Source organism: Nissabacter sp. SGAir0207 (assembly GCF_005491205.1).
Lineage (GTDB): Bacteria > Pseudomonadota > Gammaproteobacteria > Enterobacterales > Enterobacteriaceae > Chimaeribacter.
In genome coordinates this window covers 2,161,508-2,177,992 of the sequence record NZ_CP028035.1, presented here as the reverse complement: position 1 = coordinate 2,177,992, position 16,485 = coordinate 2,161,508, and the positions used below count along the sequence as shown (strand labels likewise).

Genomic DNA, 16,485 nt, shown 5'->3' with positions numbered 1-16,485 from the left:
GGCGTTAAGAACGAATTTTGAGTCAAGTAAAGGCGTGCAGGTCCACGCTGAACAGGGCGCAGGCGCGCTAAAGGACAGACATGTTAAGCATTAAAGATTTGAAGGTGAGCGTCGAAGACAAGGAGATCCTCAAGGGCATCAACCTGGAGGTCAAGCCGGGCGAAGTTCACGCCATCATGGGGCCAAACGGCTCCGGCAAAAGTACGCTCTCCGCCACGCTGGCGGGCCGCGAAGAGTATGAAGTGACCGACGGCGACGTCCTGTTCCGCGGCAAAGACCTGCTGGAGCTGGACCCTGAGGAGCGCGCTGGCGAGGGCGTCTTCATGGCCTTCCAGTACCCGGTTGAGATCCCGGGCGTCAGCAACCAGTTCTTCCTGCAAACCGCGGTGAACGCGGTGCGCAAATACCGTGAGCAGGAGCCGCTGGATCGCTTTGACTTCGCGGACTTCATCGAAGAGAAGATTGAACTGCTGAAGATGCCGTCTGACCTGCTGACCCGTTCCGTGAACGTGGGCTTCTCCGGTGGTGAGAAGAAGCGTAATGACATCCTGCAGATGGCGGCACTGGAGCCTTCCCTGTGCATCCTCGATGAGACCGACTCTGGTCTGGACATTGATGCGCTGAAGATCGTCTCCAACGGCGTCAACGCGCTGCGCGACGGCAAACGCTCCTTTGTGATCGTGACCCACTACCAGCGCATCCTGGACTACATCAAGCCGGACTACGTCCATGTGCTTTACCAGGGGCGTATCGTGAAGTCTGGCGACTTTACCTTGGTCAAACAGTTAGAGGAGCAGGGTTATGGCTGGCTTACCGAGCAAGAGTGATGCACCCCAGGCCGGTAGCCCACGTGCCATGCAGCAACTTTACCGGCTGTTTGAGAGCCGCGGCGGCGAGCACTCCGCCCACGCCCATACTCATTGGCAGCAGGTAATGCGCCTCGGGTTCCCGCACCCGAAGATGGAAAACTGGAAATACACCCCGGTTTCCCCGCTACTGGGCAAGCAGTTCTTCGCGCCGGAGAGCCAGAGCCTCAGCCGCGCTGACTGCGACCAACAGGCACTGCCGATTGACGCCTACCGTCTGGTGTTTGTGGATGGCGAGTTCAATGCCGAGCTGAGCGACAGCGAGACCGGCCGCTTTGTGGTGGAAACCTTGACGCCGTCAATGCACACCGCGCTGCCAGCCCCGGTACAGTCCGAGGTGTTCCTGCACCTGACCGAAAGTCTGGCGCACCAGCCACGCCTGATCCGTCTGGCGGCGGGCCAGCAGGCGGAGAAGCCGCTCTACCTGCTGCACATCTCCAGCGGACGTGCACAGCAGAGCGAGATCAATACCGTCCATCACCGCTACCACCTGGAAATTGGCCGTGGCGCTGAGGCCGAGGTGATTGAGCACTACATCAGCCTGGATGAGCACGGCCACTTTACCGGCGCGCGCCTGACAGCGGAAGTGGGTGACAACGCGGTGCTGCGCCACGTCAAACTGGCGTTTGAGAGCCAGAGCAGCTACCACCTGGCGCACAACGATCTGGTGGTGGGCCGTGACGCGCAGGTGAGCAGCCACAGCTTCCTGTTGGGTGCTGGCCTCTGCCGCCACAACACCAGCGCGCAGCTGAACGGTGAGAACAGCAACCTGAGCATCAACAGCCTGATCCTGCCGGTGGATGACGAAATCTGCGACACCCGCACCTATCTGGAGCACAATCAGGGCTACTGCCAGAGCCGCCAGATGCACAAGGTGATTGTCCACGATCGCGCCAAGGCAGTATTCAACGGCATGATCAAGGTGGCACAGCACGCGCTGAAAACTGACGGCCAGATGACCAACAACAATCTGTTGTTGAGCAAGCAGGCGGAAGTGGACACCAAGCCGCAGCTGGAGATCTACGCGGATGACGTCAAGTGCAGCCACGGCGCGACTGTCGGCCGCATCGACGATGAGCAGCTCTTCTACCTGCGCTCGCGCGGCATTGCCGGCGACGCGGCGCAGGAGATGATTATCTTTGCCTTTGCCGCTGAACTGACAGAGGCGCTGGAGGACGAGGCGCTGCGCGAAACGGTTCTGACCCGTATCGCCGGCCGCCTGCGTGGAGGACAGCGATGAGTTATCCGATTGAACGGATCCGGCAGGATTTCCCGCTGCTGGCGCGTGAGGTGAATGGCCAGCCGCTGGCCTACCTCGACAGCGCCGCCAGCGCCCAGAAGCCGGAGCAGGTCATTGCCCGTGAGGCGGAGTTCTATCGTCATGGCTATGCCGCGGTTCACCGCGGCATCCATACGCTGAGCGCCGAAGCCACCGAGCAGATGGAGGGCGTGCGCGCCCAGGTGGCGCGTTTCATCAACGCCGCCACTCCCGAGGAGATTGTCTTTGTCAAAGGCACCACCGAAGGCATCAATCTGGTGGCCAACAGCTTTGGCAATGCCTTCCTGCAACCGGGCGATCGCATCATCATCAGCGAGATGGAGCACCACGCCAACATCGTGCCGTGGCAGATGCTGGCAAAGGCGCGCTCCCTGCACATTGACGTCTGGCCCATTACCCCGGAAGGTGAACTGCAACCGGGAATGCTGGAGCAGCTGATCACGCCGCAGACCAAGCTGCTGGCGCTGACCCAGGTCTCCAACGTGCTGGGCACCATCAACCCACTGGAGCAGATCATCCCGCAAGCCAAGGCCGCGGGCCTGAAGGTGCTGGTGGATGGTGCTCAGGCCGTGATGCACCAGAAAGTGGACGTACAGGCGCTGGATTGCGACTTCTATGTCTTCTCTGGCCACAAGCTGTATGGGCCGTCGGGCATTGGCATCCTCTACGGCAAGGCCGATCTGCTGGAGCAGATGCCGCCGTGGGAAGGGGGCGGGTCGATGATCCGCGAAGTGAGCTTCACCGAGGGCACCACTTTTGTGGCCGCACCGTGGCGCTTTGAGGCCGGTTCGCCCAATACGGCTGGCATGATGGGGCTGGGCGCCGCCATCGACTATGTGGAGTCGGTGGGTCTGGATGCCATTCATCAGTATGAAACCTCCCTGATGAGCTACGCGCTGGAAGCGATGGCACAGGTGCCGGACATCACGTTGTATGGCCCTGCCACCCGCACCGGGGTGATCCCGTTCAATCTGGGCAAGCACCACGCCTATGACGTCGGCAGTTTCCTCGATCAGTACGGCATCGCCATCCGTACCGGCCACCACTGCGCCATGCCGCTGATGGCCTACTACCAGGTGCCGGCGATGTGCCGTGCCTCGCTGGCGATGTACAATACCCGCGAAGAGGTTGATCGTTTAGTCGCTGGTCTACAGCGCATCCACCGGCTGCTGGGCTGACCCGCAGCCTTTAATCACTGGAGCAGGATGGGCTTTATGGCGACGCTGCCAGATAAACAGAAATTGCTGCGCAACTTCTCCCGTTGCGCAAATTGGGAAGAGAAGTACCTGTATGTCATCGAGCTGGGGGCCAAATTGCCGGCGCTCAGCGATGAACTGCGTCAGGACCGCTACCGCATCTCTGGCTGCCAGAGCCAGGTGTGGATTGCGATGGAGCAGGTGGATGGCCGGGTGGTTTTCCAGGGCGATAGCGATGCCGCGATCGTCAAGGGGCTGCTGACCATTGTCTTCATTCTTTATGGCAATATGACGCCAGAAGAGATTGTCGCGCTGGACGTCCGCCCCTTCTTTGCCGAGCTGGAGTTGAGCCAGCACCTGACGCCTTCCCGCTCACAAGGGCTGGAGGCGATGATCCGCGCCATCCGTGCCAACGCCGCAGAGCTGAGCTAGAACCTGTTGCCGCGCGCCCTGCGCGGCTGTATCTTTGACCTTGCCCCTCCCAGGGCGCCAGGAACCGCCACCCAACCCTTTGTGTGACGTAATAAGGATACAGGCATGAATAGAGTGACCTCACTACTCCTCGGCACCACCCTCTGGCTGTTGGCCTGTACCCTTGCCAAAGCCACCGATTACCCTCTGCCACCGGATAACAGCCGGTTGATTGGCGAGAACATTACCTACACCGTACCCAATGATGGCCACTCGCTGGAGACCATCGCCGCCGAGTTCAAGATTGGCCTGCTGGCGATGCTGGAGGCCAACCCCGGCACCGACCCCTGGCTGCCTACCCCCGGCTCGGTGCTGACCATCCCCACCCAGATGCTGCTGCCTGATACGCCCCGCGAAGGCATCGTCATCAATCTCGCTGAGCTGCGCCTCTACTACTACCCGAAAGGGGAAAATCGCGTGGTGGTCTACCCGATAGGCATTGGCCAGCTGGGACGCAATACGCCGACGATGGTGACGTCGGTGATCCAGAAGGTGCCCAATCCCACCTGGACACCCACTGCCAATATCCGCAAGCACTACCTGGCACAGGGCGTCACCTTGCCAGCGGTGGTGCCTGCCGGGCCAGATAACCCGATGGGGCTGTTTGCGCTGCGTCTGGCGTCCGGGGGCGGCGTCTACCTGATCCACGGCACCAACGCCAATTTCGGCATTGGGATGCGCGTCAGTTCCGGCTGTATCCGGTTGCGGGCGGATGACATTGAGGCGCTGTTCAACAGCGTACCCAAAGGGACGCGCGTGCAGGTCATCAACCAACCGATCAAATTCGCGGTAGAGCCGGACGGCAAGCGCTATATGGAGGTGCACCAGCCCCTGTCACGCACTGACGCAGACGATCCGCAAACCATGCCGATTGTGCCCGTCAAGGCGGTGAAGACCTTTATCCATGATCCCTCAACGGATGCCCAAGTGGTGGAACAGGTGATTGCGCGGCGTTCGGGTATGCCGGTATTGGTGAATAATGGGATGCCCGTGGATGCGGTGGTGCCAGAGTTGCCGATGCCGCAGAGTGCAGCGCATCAATCGCCGGTGACTGACCTGACGACGCCGGAGAGCGTACAGTAAGCGAGTGCGCAGGGAGGCGCGCGGGTAGATAAAGAGGGCAGGGAAGGGGCAAAAAAAATGGCGCACCGGGTGCGCCATTTTCGTTAACCTAGCTCGATTACTTTTTGTAAGCGTGAGCTTGGTTGTCCAGACGCTGGTTAGCGCGTGCTGCGTCATCTTTAGCAGCCTGAACGTCAGAACGGATTGCGTTCACGTCGTTGCTCAGCTGGTCAACTTTCGCGTTCAGAGTCTGAACGTCGGAAGACAGTTGGTCGATTTTAGCGTTGCTGGAGCAGCCTGCCAGCAGAGTGGAACCCAGGATAACAGCGCCCAGTACCAGTTTAGTGCGATTCATTATAAATACCCTCTAGATTGAGTTAATCTCCATGTAGCGTTACAAGTATTACACAAAGTTTTTTGAGTTGAGAATAAATTTTTGGGGCTGAAGCACTTTATTTTGATCGTTCGCTCAAAGAAGCATCTTATTTGACTTAAAAGTTAAAAAAACCAGCGAAAACATGCTGCTTCTATGGGAACCGTCTCAATTATTCAGCAGCTAAAAAAATAGCGAAATTCTGAAAATCGGCGTGCGAATGATGAAAAAAACGCCGCATGAAAGCGGCGTTTTGGCAGGATGAAATAACGTGTTCGAAATTACAGCACGTGTACCGACGCAGTGTTGGTGGTGCCGCTCGGCACCAGTGCGCCAGAGACCATGACCACGACATCCCCTTTCTGTGCCAGGCCGCTCTCCAGCGCCGCTTCCTTACCAATACGGTAGAAGTCGTCGGTTGAGGCAATCTCTTTCACGATACGGGTGATCACGCCCTTGGTCAGGATCAGCTGACGAGCCGTGGTTTCATTGGTGGTCAGTGCCAGAATGGTGGCATGCGGGAAGTACTTACGCACGGCTTTGGCGGACTTGCCGCCGCTGGTAGCAACCACGATCAACGGGGCATCCAGCTTTTCAGCTGTCTCTACCGCACCGCGGCAGACCGCTTCAGTGATGCGCAGCTTGCGGCTGTCATTCAGCACGTCGATGCGGCTCTGCATCACACGGTCAGTACGCTCACAGATGGTTGCCATGATGGTCACGGCTTCCAGCGGGTACTTGCCCTTGGCGCTTTCGCCGGAGAGCATCACCGCATCGGTGCCATCGATGATGGCGTTTGCCACGTCGCCTGCTTCCGCACGGGTCGGACGCGGGTTTTTGATCATGGAGTCCAGCATCTGGGTCGCGGTGATGACCACTTTACGTGCGCGGTTGCACTTCTCAATCATCATCTTCTGGGCGAAGATCACCTCTTCCACCGGGATCTCCACGCCCAGGTCGCCACGGGCAACCATGATGCCGTCAGAGGCTTCCAGGATCTCGTCGAAGTTGTTCAGGCCTTCCTGGTTCTCGATTTTGGAGATGATCTGGATGTGCTCGCCGCCGTGGGCTTTCAGGTGCTCACGGATCTCGAGGACGTCAGAGCGTTTGCGGATAAATGAGGCCGCGACGAAGTCGACGCCCTGCTCGCAACCAAAAATCAGGTCGCGTTTGTCTTTTTCCGCCAGTGCTGGCAGCTGGATGGAGACGCCCGGCAGGTTCACGCCTTTGTTCTCGCCCAGGTCGCCGTTGTTCAGCACCTTACAGATCACCTCAGATTCGGTAACCTCGACCACTTCCATGCCGATCAGGCCATCGTCCACCAGCACGGTGTTGCCGATTTTCAGGTCAGAGGCAAAACCGGAGTAGGTCACGGCGACGCGCTCATGGTTGCCAATCACGCCCTGATCGGTGGTGAAAGTGAAGGTCTGACCCGCCACCAGAGAGGCGTCTTTGCCGCCCTCCAGTTTCATGGTGCGGATCTCCGGGCCCTTGGTATCCAGCAGGATGGCTGCCTTCTTGCCGCTCTTTTCCATGACAGCGCGCAGGTTGCTGATGCGCTGGCCATGCTCCTCATAGTTGCCGTGGGAGAAGTTCAGACGCATTACGTTCATGCCGGCATCCAGCAGCTTGGTCAGCATCTCTTCAGATTCTGTTTTCGGGCCGATAGTACAAACAATTTTGGTCTTTTTCATGACAATGGTTTCTACAAGTTGTGATGGATTGGAAAGTGCAATGGGCTGGCTGCGGAGCCGCCAGCGCGGAATTTGAGTGGTGTTGGGCGCTGCAAAACATAGTTAAGCGTAGGCGATTGCAGCAGGTTCAGGGTGGAAATGTTCGTTGGGACAGCGCCGGGCAGGGCAAACGCCGGTTGCAGGGGTCGGGATGATAATTGTAATAGGTATCGACAGTTCAAGGCGCTGAAACCTTTCAATTGAATTGACGCAGGCATTATAGAGGGTAAGCGACGGGGAAACAAAACAAAAATCAGAAAAGGCCTAGGCTGAACAATTAAAGTGCAGGGAATGTGACGCAAATAGCGCAGTTGCGTTTAAGAAGTTGCGCAACCCGTCAGGAAAGGGGGATCAGATTGTTGAGCAAGGGTAAAACAGTCGCGTCAATGGCGTAAAATGGCTTGGGGCGTGTCAGGGCAGCAAGAGATACGCAGAAGAGAATAACGGAGTAAACTGTTTGAATTTATGGAGATAAATAGGAAAGGGGAGAACAAGAGATAACGAGAATGGTGCGTTCTAATGGACTCGAACCATCGACCCCCACCATGTCAAGGTGGTGCTCTAACCAACTGAGCTAAGAACGCATTGGGAAGCTGATTTGGTGCGTCCGAGTGGACTCGAACCACCGACCCCCACCATGTCAAGGTGGTGCTCTAACCAACTGAGCTACGGACGCACAACATCAGAAGACCTGCCAGAAATTTGGTGCGTCCGAGTGGACTCGAACCACCGACCCCCACCATGTCAAGGTGGTGCTCTAACCAACTGAGCTACGGACGCATCGTTTTTCTGATTGCCGGTGCCGGCAACGGGGACGAATATTAACGGCGCGGCGGGTGGCTGGCAAGCGGAAAAACGCAATTTTCTTCCATATTTCACGTGATTGCCGAGCGAGTGCGCACTCCGCTGTTTTTTTCAGCGCTCCCGGCCATCCTCGCCGGGAGCATTGCTGCATTAATGGGCGGCGCGCTTCAGGATCTGCTCAGTCGGCTGGCGTTGCAGCCAGCGTATCCGCAGCATCACCATCAGTGCCGCGAAGGTCAGGCCGATGATAAAGCCACACCAGAATCCGCTCGGCCCCATGCGTGGCACCAGCACATCGGTCAGCGCCAACAGGTAGCCGCTTGGCAGCCCCAGCACCCAGTAGGCGACAAAGGTAATAAAGAAGATGGCGCGGGTATCTTTATAGCCGCGCAGCACGCCAGAGCCAATCACCTGCAGCGAGTCGGAGATCTGGTAGAGCGCCGCCAGCAGCATTAGCTGGCTGGCCATCGCCACCACCGCCGGGTTCTCATTGTAGAGCAGGGCGATACGCTCGCGCATCAGCACGGTAAAGATGGCGGTGCAGACCGCCACCGCCACACCAACGCTCAGGCCAGAGAGGGCGGCGGTGCGCGCGCCTTCCGCCGATCCCTCCCCCAGCCGGTGGCCGACACGGATGGTCGCCGCCACGCCAATGGAGAGCGGCAGCATGAACATCATCGAGCTGAAGTTCAGGGCAATCTGGTGGCCAGCCACCGACACAATCCCCAGCGGCGACACCAGCAGCGCGACCACCGCGAACAGCGTTACCTCGAAAAACAGCGCCAGAGCGATCGGCAAACCGAGCTGCGTCAGGCGGCGCAGCACCGCCCAGTCCGGCTTGTCAAACGCGCCCTGCAAGCGGATGTCATGCAGCCAGTAGGCGCGCTTCACATAGGCGCTCATCAGCAGGAACATCACCCAGTAGACGGTACCGGTGGCCACGCCGCAGCCCACGCCGCCCAGCGCCGGTGCGCCAAACTTGCCATAGATGAAGATGTAGTTCACCGGGATGTTGACCAGCAGGCCAATGAAGCCGAACACCATGCCGGGCTGGGTGCGCGACAGCCCCTCGCATTGGTTGCGCAACACCTGGAAGAAGAGGTAGCCGGGCGCGCCCCACATAATGGCGTGCAGGTAGCCGATCGCCTTCGCCTCCAGCGCCGGGTCAACATTGTCCATCAGCCCGATCAATTGGTCGCTGTGCCACAGCACCCCAATCACCAGCAGCGATAGGCCGCCCGCCAGCCAGAAGCCCTGGCGCACTTGGTGGGCGATGTGGGCACGCCGCCCCGCGCCGTTGAGTTGCGCCACTACCGGCGTCAGCGCCAGCAGGATGCCGTGGCCGAATAGGATGGTGGGCAGCCAGATGGAGGTGCCGAGCGCCACGGCGGCCATGTCGGTGGCGCTGACGGCGCCCGCCATGATGGTATCGACAAACCCCATCGCGGTCTGGGAGATTTGCGCAATGATTACCGGAATGGCGAGGGCCAACAAGCTGCGCGCTTCGATCAGATACTTCTGCACGACTACACCTTTTTTATTATGGGGAGGGGGAAATGCCGGCCGTCACTGGCGGCAGGGATGAAGTGTTAAGAATAAGTTAGCGGGATTGTACCTGCCTGCGCGCCGCAAGCAACCCCCGGCGGCGGATGCTGAGTTGGCAAGCCGGGCAAACTGCGGCACACTGGGGGGAATGATTACGCCGGAAAAAAGAGAAGAGGCTTGCATGTTCACCGGTATTGTACAGGGCACCGCGCCGCTGGTTGCCATTGATGAAAAACCGAACTTCCGTACCCACGTGGTGCAGCTCCCGCCGGAGTTGTTGCCGGGCCTGGAGCTGGGCGCCTCGGTGTCCCATAACGGCTGCTGCCTGACCGTCACGGCCATTGAGGGCGACCGCGTCAGCTTTGACCTGATCAAAGAGACGCTGCGCCTGACCAACCTGGGGGCGCTGAAGGTGGGCGATCTGGTCAACCTGGAGCGGGCGGCGAAGTTCAACGATGAGATTGGTGGGCACCTGATGTCCGGCCATATCATCTGCACTGCCGAGATCAGCAAAATCCTCACCTCTGAGAACAACCGTCAGGTGTGGTTCCGCATCGCCCACGAGGAGTACATGAAGTACATCCTGCATAAGGGCTACATCGGCATTGATGGCATTAGCCTGACCATCGGCGAAGTGGTGAAGAACCGCTTCTGCGTGCACCTGATCCCGGAGACGCTGGAGCGCACCACGCTCGGCAAAAAGCGTCTGGGGGACACGGTCAACATTGAGATTGACCCGCAGACTCAGGCGGTGGTGGACACCGTGGAGCGCGTGCTTGCCAGCCGCGAGGCCGCGATGGCGGCCGCCAAGGCCATCGGCGAGAATCTGGCGCAGGCCGATGCCGATGCGGCTGACGAGGATCCGGCGAAAGCCTGACGCCCGCCGCTCCTTAAGCCCGGCCTCTGCGCCGGGCTTTTTTATGCCCTTTTTTTGCCCAAGTGAAAGTTGTGAGGCCCGCGCGCCACCCCTTTCCGGCGTTGCCAGCGCGCGCGCAGGGCTGGCAGTCAGCCAAAGGCGATAGCCGGGCGGCTGGCCTACACTGCGGCGATTGCTAACCCGTTCTCTTGCAAAGGTGAAAAATGAACGTATTTCCCGTCAAACATAGTGAACTGCTGCGCCAGCCCGACTACTTTATCACCCGTGACGAGGTGCGCCGGTTGATCCACCAGGTGGCGGACAACTTGATCCATATCGAGGACAAGACCGGCGAGTTCCTGCTGCGGCTGGATGACGGGCGGGTGATTGATACCAAGGGCTGGGCGGGCTGGGAGTGGACGCACGGCATCGGGCTGTATGGCATCTACAAATATTACCAGCAGACCAATGACCCGCAGGCGCTCGCCATCATTGATGACTGGTTTGCCGCGCGTCTGCAGGAGCCAATGCCGACCAAAAACGTCAACACCGTCTGCCCGTTCCTGACGCTGGCTTTCCGCTATGAAGAGACGCGCAACCAGAGCTGGCTGCCCTATCTGGAGGCGTGGGCCGAGTGGGTGATGTATGAGATGCCGCGCACTGAGAAGGGCGGCCTGCAACATATCGTCTACAACAATGAGAACCACCAGCAGCTGTGGGATGACACCCTGATGATGAGCGTGCTGCCGCTGGCGAAGATTGGCAAGCTGCTCAATCGGCCGGAGTACGTGGAAGAGGCGAAATTCCAGTTCCTGACCCATGTCCAGTACCTGATGGATCGCCAGAGCGGCCTCTGGTTCCACGGCTGGACCTTTGAGGGCAACCACAACTTTGCGCAGGCACGCTGGGCGCGCGGCAATAGCTGGCTGACCGTCGCCATCCCGGACTTCCTGGAGATGGTGGATCTGCCCGAGCACGATGCCACCCGCCGCTTCCTGATCCAGGTGCTGGAGAGCCAGATCGCCGCGCTGCAACAGTATCAGGATGCCTCCGGCCTGTGGCACACCCTGCTGGATGACCCGAACTCCTATCTGGAAGCCTCTGCCACCGCTGGCTTTGCCTACGGCATTATGAAGGCGGTGCGCAAGCGCTACGTTGGCAAGCAGTATGCGGAGATGGGGCTGCGCGCCGCACAGGGGGTGGTGCGCCACATCAACGATCAGGGCGAGCTGACCCAAGTCTCCTTTGGCACCGCGATGGGCAATGACCTCGACTTCTATCGCGAGATCCCGCTGACTTCCATGCCCTATGGGCAGGCGATGGCGATCCTCTGCCTCTCCGAGTATCTGCGCGTCTATCTCTAAGCGGCGTACAGGCGAAAAAAAACCGGCCCCTGGCCGGTTTTTTCATGTTTAGCGCGGTACCCGCAGCCCGCCCTCGACGCCGTGCGGGCTGAACAGCACCTGCCAGAGCTGGATATCGCGCGCGCGGAAGGCCCCCGCACAGGCATTCAGGTAGTAGGTGAACATCCGGTAGAAGCGGTCGGAGTAGTTCTCCGCCAGTTGCGGCCACGCCTTGATGAAACGCTCATGCCAGGCCATCAGCGTGCGATCGTAATCCGCGCCGAAGTTGTGCCAATCCTCCATCACAAACTGCCCCTCGCTGGCTTGGGCAATATGCTTGACCGACGGCAGGCAGCCGTTGGGGAAGATATATTTGTCGATCCAGGGATCGACATGCATGTCCGTTTTATTCGAGCCAATGGTGTGCAGCAAGAACAGGCCATCTGGCCGCAGGTTGCGCGCCACCACGTCAAAGTAGGTCTGGTAATTTTTCGGCCCGACGTGCTCAAACATCCCGACGGAGACGATGCGATCGAACTGCTGGTCCAGATCGCGGTAGTCCTGCAACAGGATAGTGACGTCCAGCCCCTCACAGCGCTGTTGGGCCAGCTTCTGCTGCTCGGCGGAGATGGTGACACCGGTCACGGAGACGCCGTAGTGACGGGCGGCGAAGGCGGACAGCCCACCCCAGCCACAGCCGATATCCAGCAGCGACATGCCGGGCTTCAGTTGCAGCTTCTCACAGATCATGCGCAATTTGTGCTCCTGTGCCTGCTCAAGCGTTTCCGCCTCTTTCCAGTAGCCACAGGAGTACTGCATGTAGGGGTCAAGCATCAGGGTAAAGAGATCGTTGCCAAGGTCGTAGTGCTCCTTGCCGACGATCCAGGCACGCTTTTTGGATTGCAGGTTGGTCAGGCGGGCGGCAGCGATGCGCAGGGTATCTTTCAGGTGGTGGGGCAGCTTGTGCTCCAGACCGGCGGCCACCACGCGCTGGAAGAAGATGTCGAGCCGCTCGCACTCCCACCAGCCATCCATGTAGCTTTCGCCAAGGCCCAGTGAGCCTTCCTGCAATACGCGCTTAAAAAAATCGGGGTTATTGATGGTGATATCGAAGGGCCGGGAGCCATTGATTTCGATATCCGCCTGGCTGAGCATCTCATGGGCAATGCGATACCACTGGTTATCCTGAATGCTCAAATCTTCTATACACGATGAACTCATAGCTTCTCCATCACCTTTTCTTCTGACTTATGACCTGCAAGGAAAAGCATAGACAATTTGCAGGCGTATACGAGAACCCGCGGGGTGACCCGCCGTATCTGATATTCGACTATGTACAGAGGAAAGTGGGACGAATCCCGGTGGCCCAGGGGCAGGGCAGCGGGGCATCATCCCTGACAAAATGCGCGCACTCCTCGCGCACCAAGACTTGATAAAAGTTTTGTAAAGCCGTTGTTTTTATCGACTGAAAAAGAGTATAGGCGCGCCAGAAACGATACTCAATAGTCAATCCCTTCTGGCGCAAAGAATAATCAAGCGATTATTCAATAAGGCAATTATGCCGTTTGGTTAGTATGCCGCTCCTGACGGATGGCCGCCTGCGCCGGCGCATTACGCTGGAGCAGGTAGCCCGCCAACGCCAGGCCCACGGTGCTCAGCATCACACTGACGGTTGCCATCAGCGGCTGGCTGATAAAGGCCGACACCACCAGACTGGCGACGAAGCAGAGTCCCAGTTGCAGGGCGTTCTGCAGGGCCGCGGCCTTGCCGGTGCTTTGTGGGAAGGGCAGCAGCGCGTTAGCCACAATTATGGGATAGAGTGCGCCATTTGCCAAAGCCATCACACAAAATGGCACCAGCAGCAGCGCCAGCCCCGGCGTGGCGAGCCAGGCCAGCAGGAACAGCGCGATGATGCTCAGGCCATAGCCAGCCAGCAGCCACGGCACCAGCACCTTGCCATCACGGCGGCTAACCACGTAGCGGCAGCCAAACCCACCAATCAGGAAGGCAAAGGTCTGTGGCACGTAGCTCAGGCCGATGGCATCCGCGCCATAGCCCATGGCGTGCAAGATGAAGGGCGAGCCGGTCAGCCAGGCGAAGAAGCCTGCCGAGCAGGCGGCATACATCAGCACGTTGCCGCTAAAGACGCGGGAGCCGAGCAGCGCCAGCATCCCTACCTTGGGGGCCGGGTGATCAGTGCCCGGCCGGTTGGCAGGCTGGAGCCGCAGCGTTGGCACCAGCAGCAGCAGGGTGATGGCGAGCAGCGCCAGGAAGATGGCGCGCCAGCCAAAGTGGTTCAGCAGCCAGGCACCCAGCAGCGGGGCCAGCGCCGGTGACAGCGCCACCAGCGGCATAATGGTGGCAAACACCCGTTTCGCCTGCTCGCCCGTGCAGCGTTCCACCACCAGCGCCTGCCAGCTTACGGCCGCCGAACAGACCCCCACCGCCTGCACAAAGCGCATCAGCCAGAGCTGGCGCGCATCCTGCACCCACAGCATCCCGGCGCAGCCGACGGCAAACATCAACAGCCCCAGCACCAGCACGGGCTTGCGGCCGATGCGGTCAGAGAGCGGCCCCCAGATCAGCTGGGCGCAGGCGAAACCGGCCAAAAACAGGCTCAGGCTGGCGCTGATGGCATTGGGCGTCAGCGAAAGATCCGCCTGCATCTGGGCGAAGGCCGGCAGGTACATGTCAGTGGCCAAAAAGCCAAGCACGCTCAGTCCGGCCAGATAGAGCATGAAAAGAGGGGAGTGGGTCATAGCAAATCCCTATGGTTTGTTAGCAGGTGATAAGAAAAACGCATAGCGGTGTGCACTCTACTGGAGCAGCCGGGGCATTGTGAAACGTTAAAATTTGCGCCATGCTGTGAAAAATTTTGCAAGCAGAAACAGGGGGGCCGCGCCATGTGGTCAGAATATTCGCTGGAGGTGGTGGACGCCGTGGCGCGTACCGGCAGCTTTAGCGCGGCAGCGCAGGAGCTGCACCGGGTGCCCTCGGCAGTCAGTTACACCGTGCGCCAGCTGGAACAGTGGCTGGCGGTGGAACTGTTTGAGCGCCGCCACCGTGATGTAGCAATTACCGAAGCCGGGCAGGTTTTTATTGAGGAGGCGCGCGGTGTTATCAAAAAAATGCAGGCCGCGCGTCGCCAGTGCCAACAGGCGGCCAATGGCTGGCGTGGGCAGCTCAATCTGGCGGTGGATCGGGTGGTGCGTGCGGATCGCACCCGGCAGCTAGTGCTCGATTTCTACCGCGAGTTTCCCGATATGGAGCTGCTGATCTCGCCGGAGGTGTTTAACGGCGTCTGGGATGCGCTGGCGGATGGACGGGTGGATGCAGCGATTGGGGCCACCCGCGCCGTGCCGGTGGGCGGCAGCTACCGCTTCCGCGACATGGGCTTTCTGCCGTGGCGCTGTGTGGTGAGCCGTACCCATCCGCTGGCACAACTGCCCGGCCCGTTGGCGGATGAGCAGTTACGCCCGTGGCCAGCCCTCTGTCTGGAGGACACCTCCCGCACCCTGCCGAAGCGCGATACCTGGACGCTGGATAACCAACGGCGGCTGGTGGCACCAGACTGGACCAGCGCGCTGGATTGCCTGCTGGCTGGCCTGTGCGTGGGGATGATTCCGGCGCACATGGCGCAACCGCTGATCGATCGTGGAGAGTTGGTGCTGCTGACGCTGGCGCAACCCTTCCCGGACAGCGCCTGTTGCCTGACCTGGGATCAGGCGCGCGCCTCGCCGGCGCTCAGCTGGCTGCTGGATTATCTGGGGGACAGCGAAACCTTGAACCGGGAGTGGTTGCGTGGGGAGTAAAAAACGGGGCGCATGGCCCCGGCTGGCCGATTAACGGCGGTAGTCGCGGTAGGGGCCATCGGCCACGGAGCGACGCTCCACCAGTTTCGGGCGCACTTCAATGGTCTGCGGGTCTTCACGCTTGCTGGTGATGCGATCCAACAGCATGGCAAAAGCGCTCTCGCCAAGGCGCTCTTTCGGCTGGTGGATGGTGGTCAGCGCCGGGGTAAAGTAGCGCGCGTTACGCACGTTGTCATAGCCAATCACCGAGATGTCTTGCGGCACGCGCAGGCCCATCTCGTCGGCGGCGCAGATGGCGCCCATCGCCATGATGTCGCCGCCGCAGAACACCGCCGTTGGGCGCTGCTTCTGCACCAAAATCTGCTGCATCGCCTTGTAGCCGGACTCCGGCTCAAAATCACCCTGTACCACCCACTCCGGGCGCACAGTAATATTCGCCTCCTCCATCGCCTTCAGGAAACCCTGATGGCGGCCGCCGCCGGTGTTGCGTGACAGCTGGCCGGGGATGATGCCGATGTCGCGGTGGCCGCGCTCGATCAGGTAACGGCCTGCGATGTAGCCGCCCTCAAAGGCGTTATCAATGATGGAGTCGGTAAAGTCGCTGCGTGCTGAACCCCAGTCCATCACCACCATCGGGATGTTGCGGTACTCCTCGAGCATACCGATCAGCTGATCCGGGTACTCAGAGCACATCACCAGCAGGCCGTCGACGCGCTTTTGCGCCAGCATCGCCAGGTAAGCCTGCTGCTTGTCGAGGTTATTGTGGGAGTTGCAGAGGATCAGGGTATAGCCCTTGCTGTAGCAACTGTTCTCCACGGACTCAATCACCTCAGCGAAGTAGGGGGCCTCACTGGAGGTCGCCAGCAACCCGATGGATTTGGTGTGGTTGACTTTCAGGCTGCGCGCCACGGCGCTTGGGGAGTAGTGCAACTCCTTGATGGCGGCCCAGACCGCCGCCTTCGTCTCTTCAGCGACGAAACGTGTTTTGTTGATAACGTGTGACACGGTGGTGGTGGACACGCCAGCACGTTTGGCGACATCTTTAATCGTGGCCATGGGAAAAGTGACTCCTGAAAGTACGTGTTACAGCACGTAACTATAATGTTAATCGTTTGCCTGCGTTTATTCTTCTGCCCACCGTAAGA

General features: G+C 59.7%; 14 protein-coding genes and 3 tRNA genes. 8 read left to right on the top strand and 9 right to left on the bottom strand.

Going from position 1 to position 16,485, the window contains the following annotated elements:
• Positions 1-80 precede the first annotated feature (80 nt).
• The 5 genes from sufC (at position 81) to C1N62_RS09460 (ending at position 4,895) form a co-directional block, all read left to right on the top strand.
• Positions 81-827, top strand: coding sequence for a Fe-S cluster assembly ATPase SufC (gene sufC / locus C1N62_RS09480; protein WP_137763404.1), 747 nt, complete (start codon positions 81-83; stop codon positions 825-827).
• Positions 802-2,106, top strand: a complete 1,305-nt coding sequence (gene sufD / locus C1N62_RS09475) for a Fe-S cluster assembly protein SufD (protein ID WP_137763403.1) — start codon at positions 802-804, stop codon at positions 2,104-2,106. The genes sufC and sufD overlap by 26 nt, the downstream gene beginning before the upstream one ends.
• Positions 2,103-3,323 carry a cysteine desulfurase SufS gene (gene sufS / locus C1N62_RS09470; protein ID WP_137763402.1) on the top strand — a complete coding sequence of 407 codons (1,221 nt, stop codon included), beginning with the start codon at positions 2,103-2,105 and terminating at the stop codon, positions 3,321-3,323. The genes sufD and sufS overlap by 4 nt, the downstream gene beginning before the upstream one ends.
• 36 nt (positions 3,324-3,359) lie before the next feature.
• Positions 3,360-3,773 (top strand): cysteine desulfuration protein SufE, encoded by a 414-nt coding sequence (sufE, locus tag C1N62_RS09465; protein ID WP_137763401.1) that lies wholly within the window; start codon positions 3,360-3,362, stop codon positions 3,771-3,773.
• A 105-nt stretch (positions 3,774-3,878) separates the two neighbouring features.
• Positions 3,879-4,895: a L,D-transpeptidase family protein gene (locus C1N62_RS09460; protein ID WP_137763400.1), complete on the top strand. Its 1,017-nt coding sequence runs from the start codon at positions 3,879-3,881 to the stop codon at positions 4,893-4,895.
• A 97-nt stretch (positions 4,896-4,992) separates the two neighbouring features.
• Here the strand turns inward: C1N62_RS09460 and C1N62_RS09455 are convergent, their stop codons facing one another.
• The 6 genes from C1N62_RS09455 to C1N62_RS09425 all read right to left on the bottom strand — a co-directional run bounded on the left by C1N62_RS09455 (position 4,993) and on the right by C1N62_RS09425 (position 9,308).
• A complete protein-coding gene (locus C1N62_RS09455; protein WP_004943717.1) occupies positions 4,993-5,229 on the bottom strand; it encodes a major outer membrane lipoprotein in 237 nt (78 codons plus the stop codon).
• A gap of 299 nt (positions 5,230-5,528) precedes the next feature.
• Positions 5,529-6,941 (bottom strand): pyruvate kinase PykF, encoded by a 1,413-nt coding sequence (gene pykF / locus C1N62_RS09450; protein WP_137763399.1) that lies wholly within the window; start codon positions 6,939-6,941, stop codon positions 5,529-5,531.
• A 546-nt stretch (positions 6,942-7,487) separates the two neighbouring features.
• Positions 7,488-7,564 (bottom strand) — tRNA-Val (locus C1N62_RS09445).
• A gap of 15 nt (positions 7,565-7,579) precedes the next feature.
• Positions 7,580-7,656: transfer RNA gene (locus tag C1N62_RS09440), tRNA-Val, on the bottom strand.
• Positions 7,657-7,683: 27 nt separating this feature from the next.
• Positions 7,684-7,760: transfer RNA gene (locus C1N62_RS09435), tRNA-Val, on the bottom strand.
• A 174-nt stretch (positions 7,761-7,934) separates the two neighbouring features.
• Positions 7,935-9,308 (bottom strand): MATE family efflux transporter, encoded by a 1,374-nt coding sequence (locus tag C1N62_RS09425; protein ID WP_137763397.1) that lies wholly within the window; start codon positions 9,306-9,308, stop codon positions 7,935-7,937.
• Positions 9,309-9,510: 202 nt separating this feature from the next.
• On the opposite strand from C1N62_RS09425, the gene C1N62_RS09420 reads away from it, so the two are divergent.
• Positions 9,511-10,206, top strand: coding sequence for a riboflavin synthase subunit alpha (locus tag C1N62_RS09420; RefSeq protein ID WP_137763396.1), 696 nt, complete (start codon positions 9,511-9,513; stop codon positions 10,204-10,206).
• Positions 10,207-10,409: 203 nt separating this feature from the next.
• Positions 10,410-11,549: a glycoside hydrolase family 105 protein gene (locus tag C1N62_RS09415; RefSeq protein ID WP_137763395.1), complete on the top strand. Its 1,140-nt coding sequence runs from the start codon at positions 10,410-10,412 to the stop codon at positions 11,547-11,549.
• A gap of 48 nt (positions 11,550-11,597) precedes the next feature.
• Here the strand turns inward: C1N62_RS09415 and cfa are convergent, their stop codons facing one another.
• On the bottom strand, positions 11,598-12,749 hold the full coding sequence (cfa, locus tag C1N62_RS09410; RefSeq protein WP_137763394.1) for a cyclopropane fatty acyl phospholipid synthase: 1,152 nt from the start codon (positions 12,747-12,749) through the stop codon (positions 11,598-11,600).
• Positions 12,750-13,084: 335 nt separating this feature from the next.
• On the bottom strand, positions 13,085-14,287 hold the full coding sequence (gene punC, locus C1N62_RS09405; RefSeq protein WP_137763393.1) for a purine nucleoside transporter PunC: 1,203 nt from the start codon (positions 14,285-14,287) through the stop codon (positions 13,085-13,087).
• 144 nt (positions 14,288-14,431) lie between these two features.
• On the opposite strand from punC, the gene punR reads away from it, so the two are divergent.
• Positions 14,432-15,340, top strand: a complete 909-nt coding sequence (punR, locus tag C1N62_RS09400) for a DNA-binding transcriptional activator PunR (protein WP_137763392.1) — start codon at positions 14,432-14,434, stop codon at positions 15,338-15,340.
• A 30-nt stretch (positions 15,341-15,370) separates the two neighbouring features.
• Here the strand turns inward: punR and purR are convergent, their stop codons facing one another.
• Positions 15,371-16,396, bottom strand: a complete 1,026-nt coding sequence (gene purR, locus C1N62_RS09395; RefSeq protein ID WP_137763391.1) for an HTH-type transcriptional repressor PurR — start codon at positions 16,394-16,396, stop codon at positions 15,371-15,373.
• Positions 16,397-16,485 lie beyond the last annotated feature (89 nt).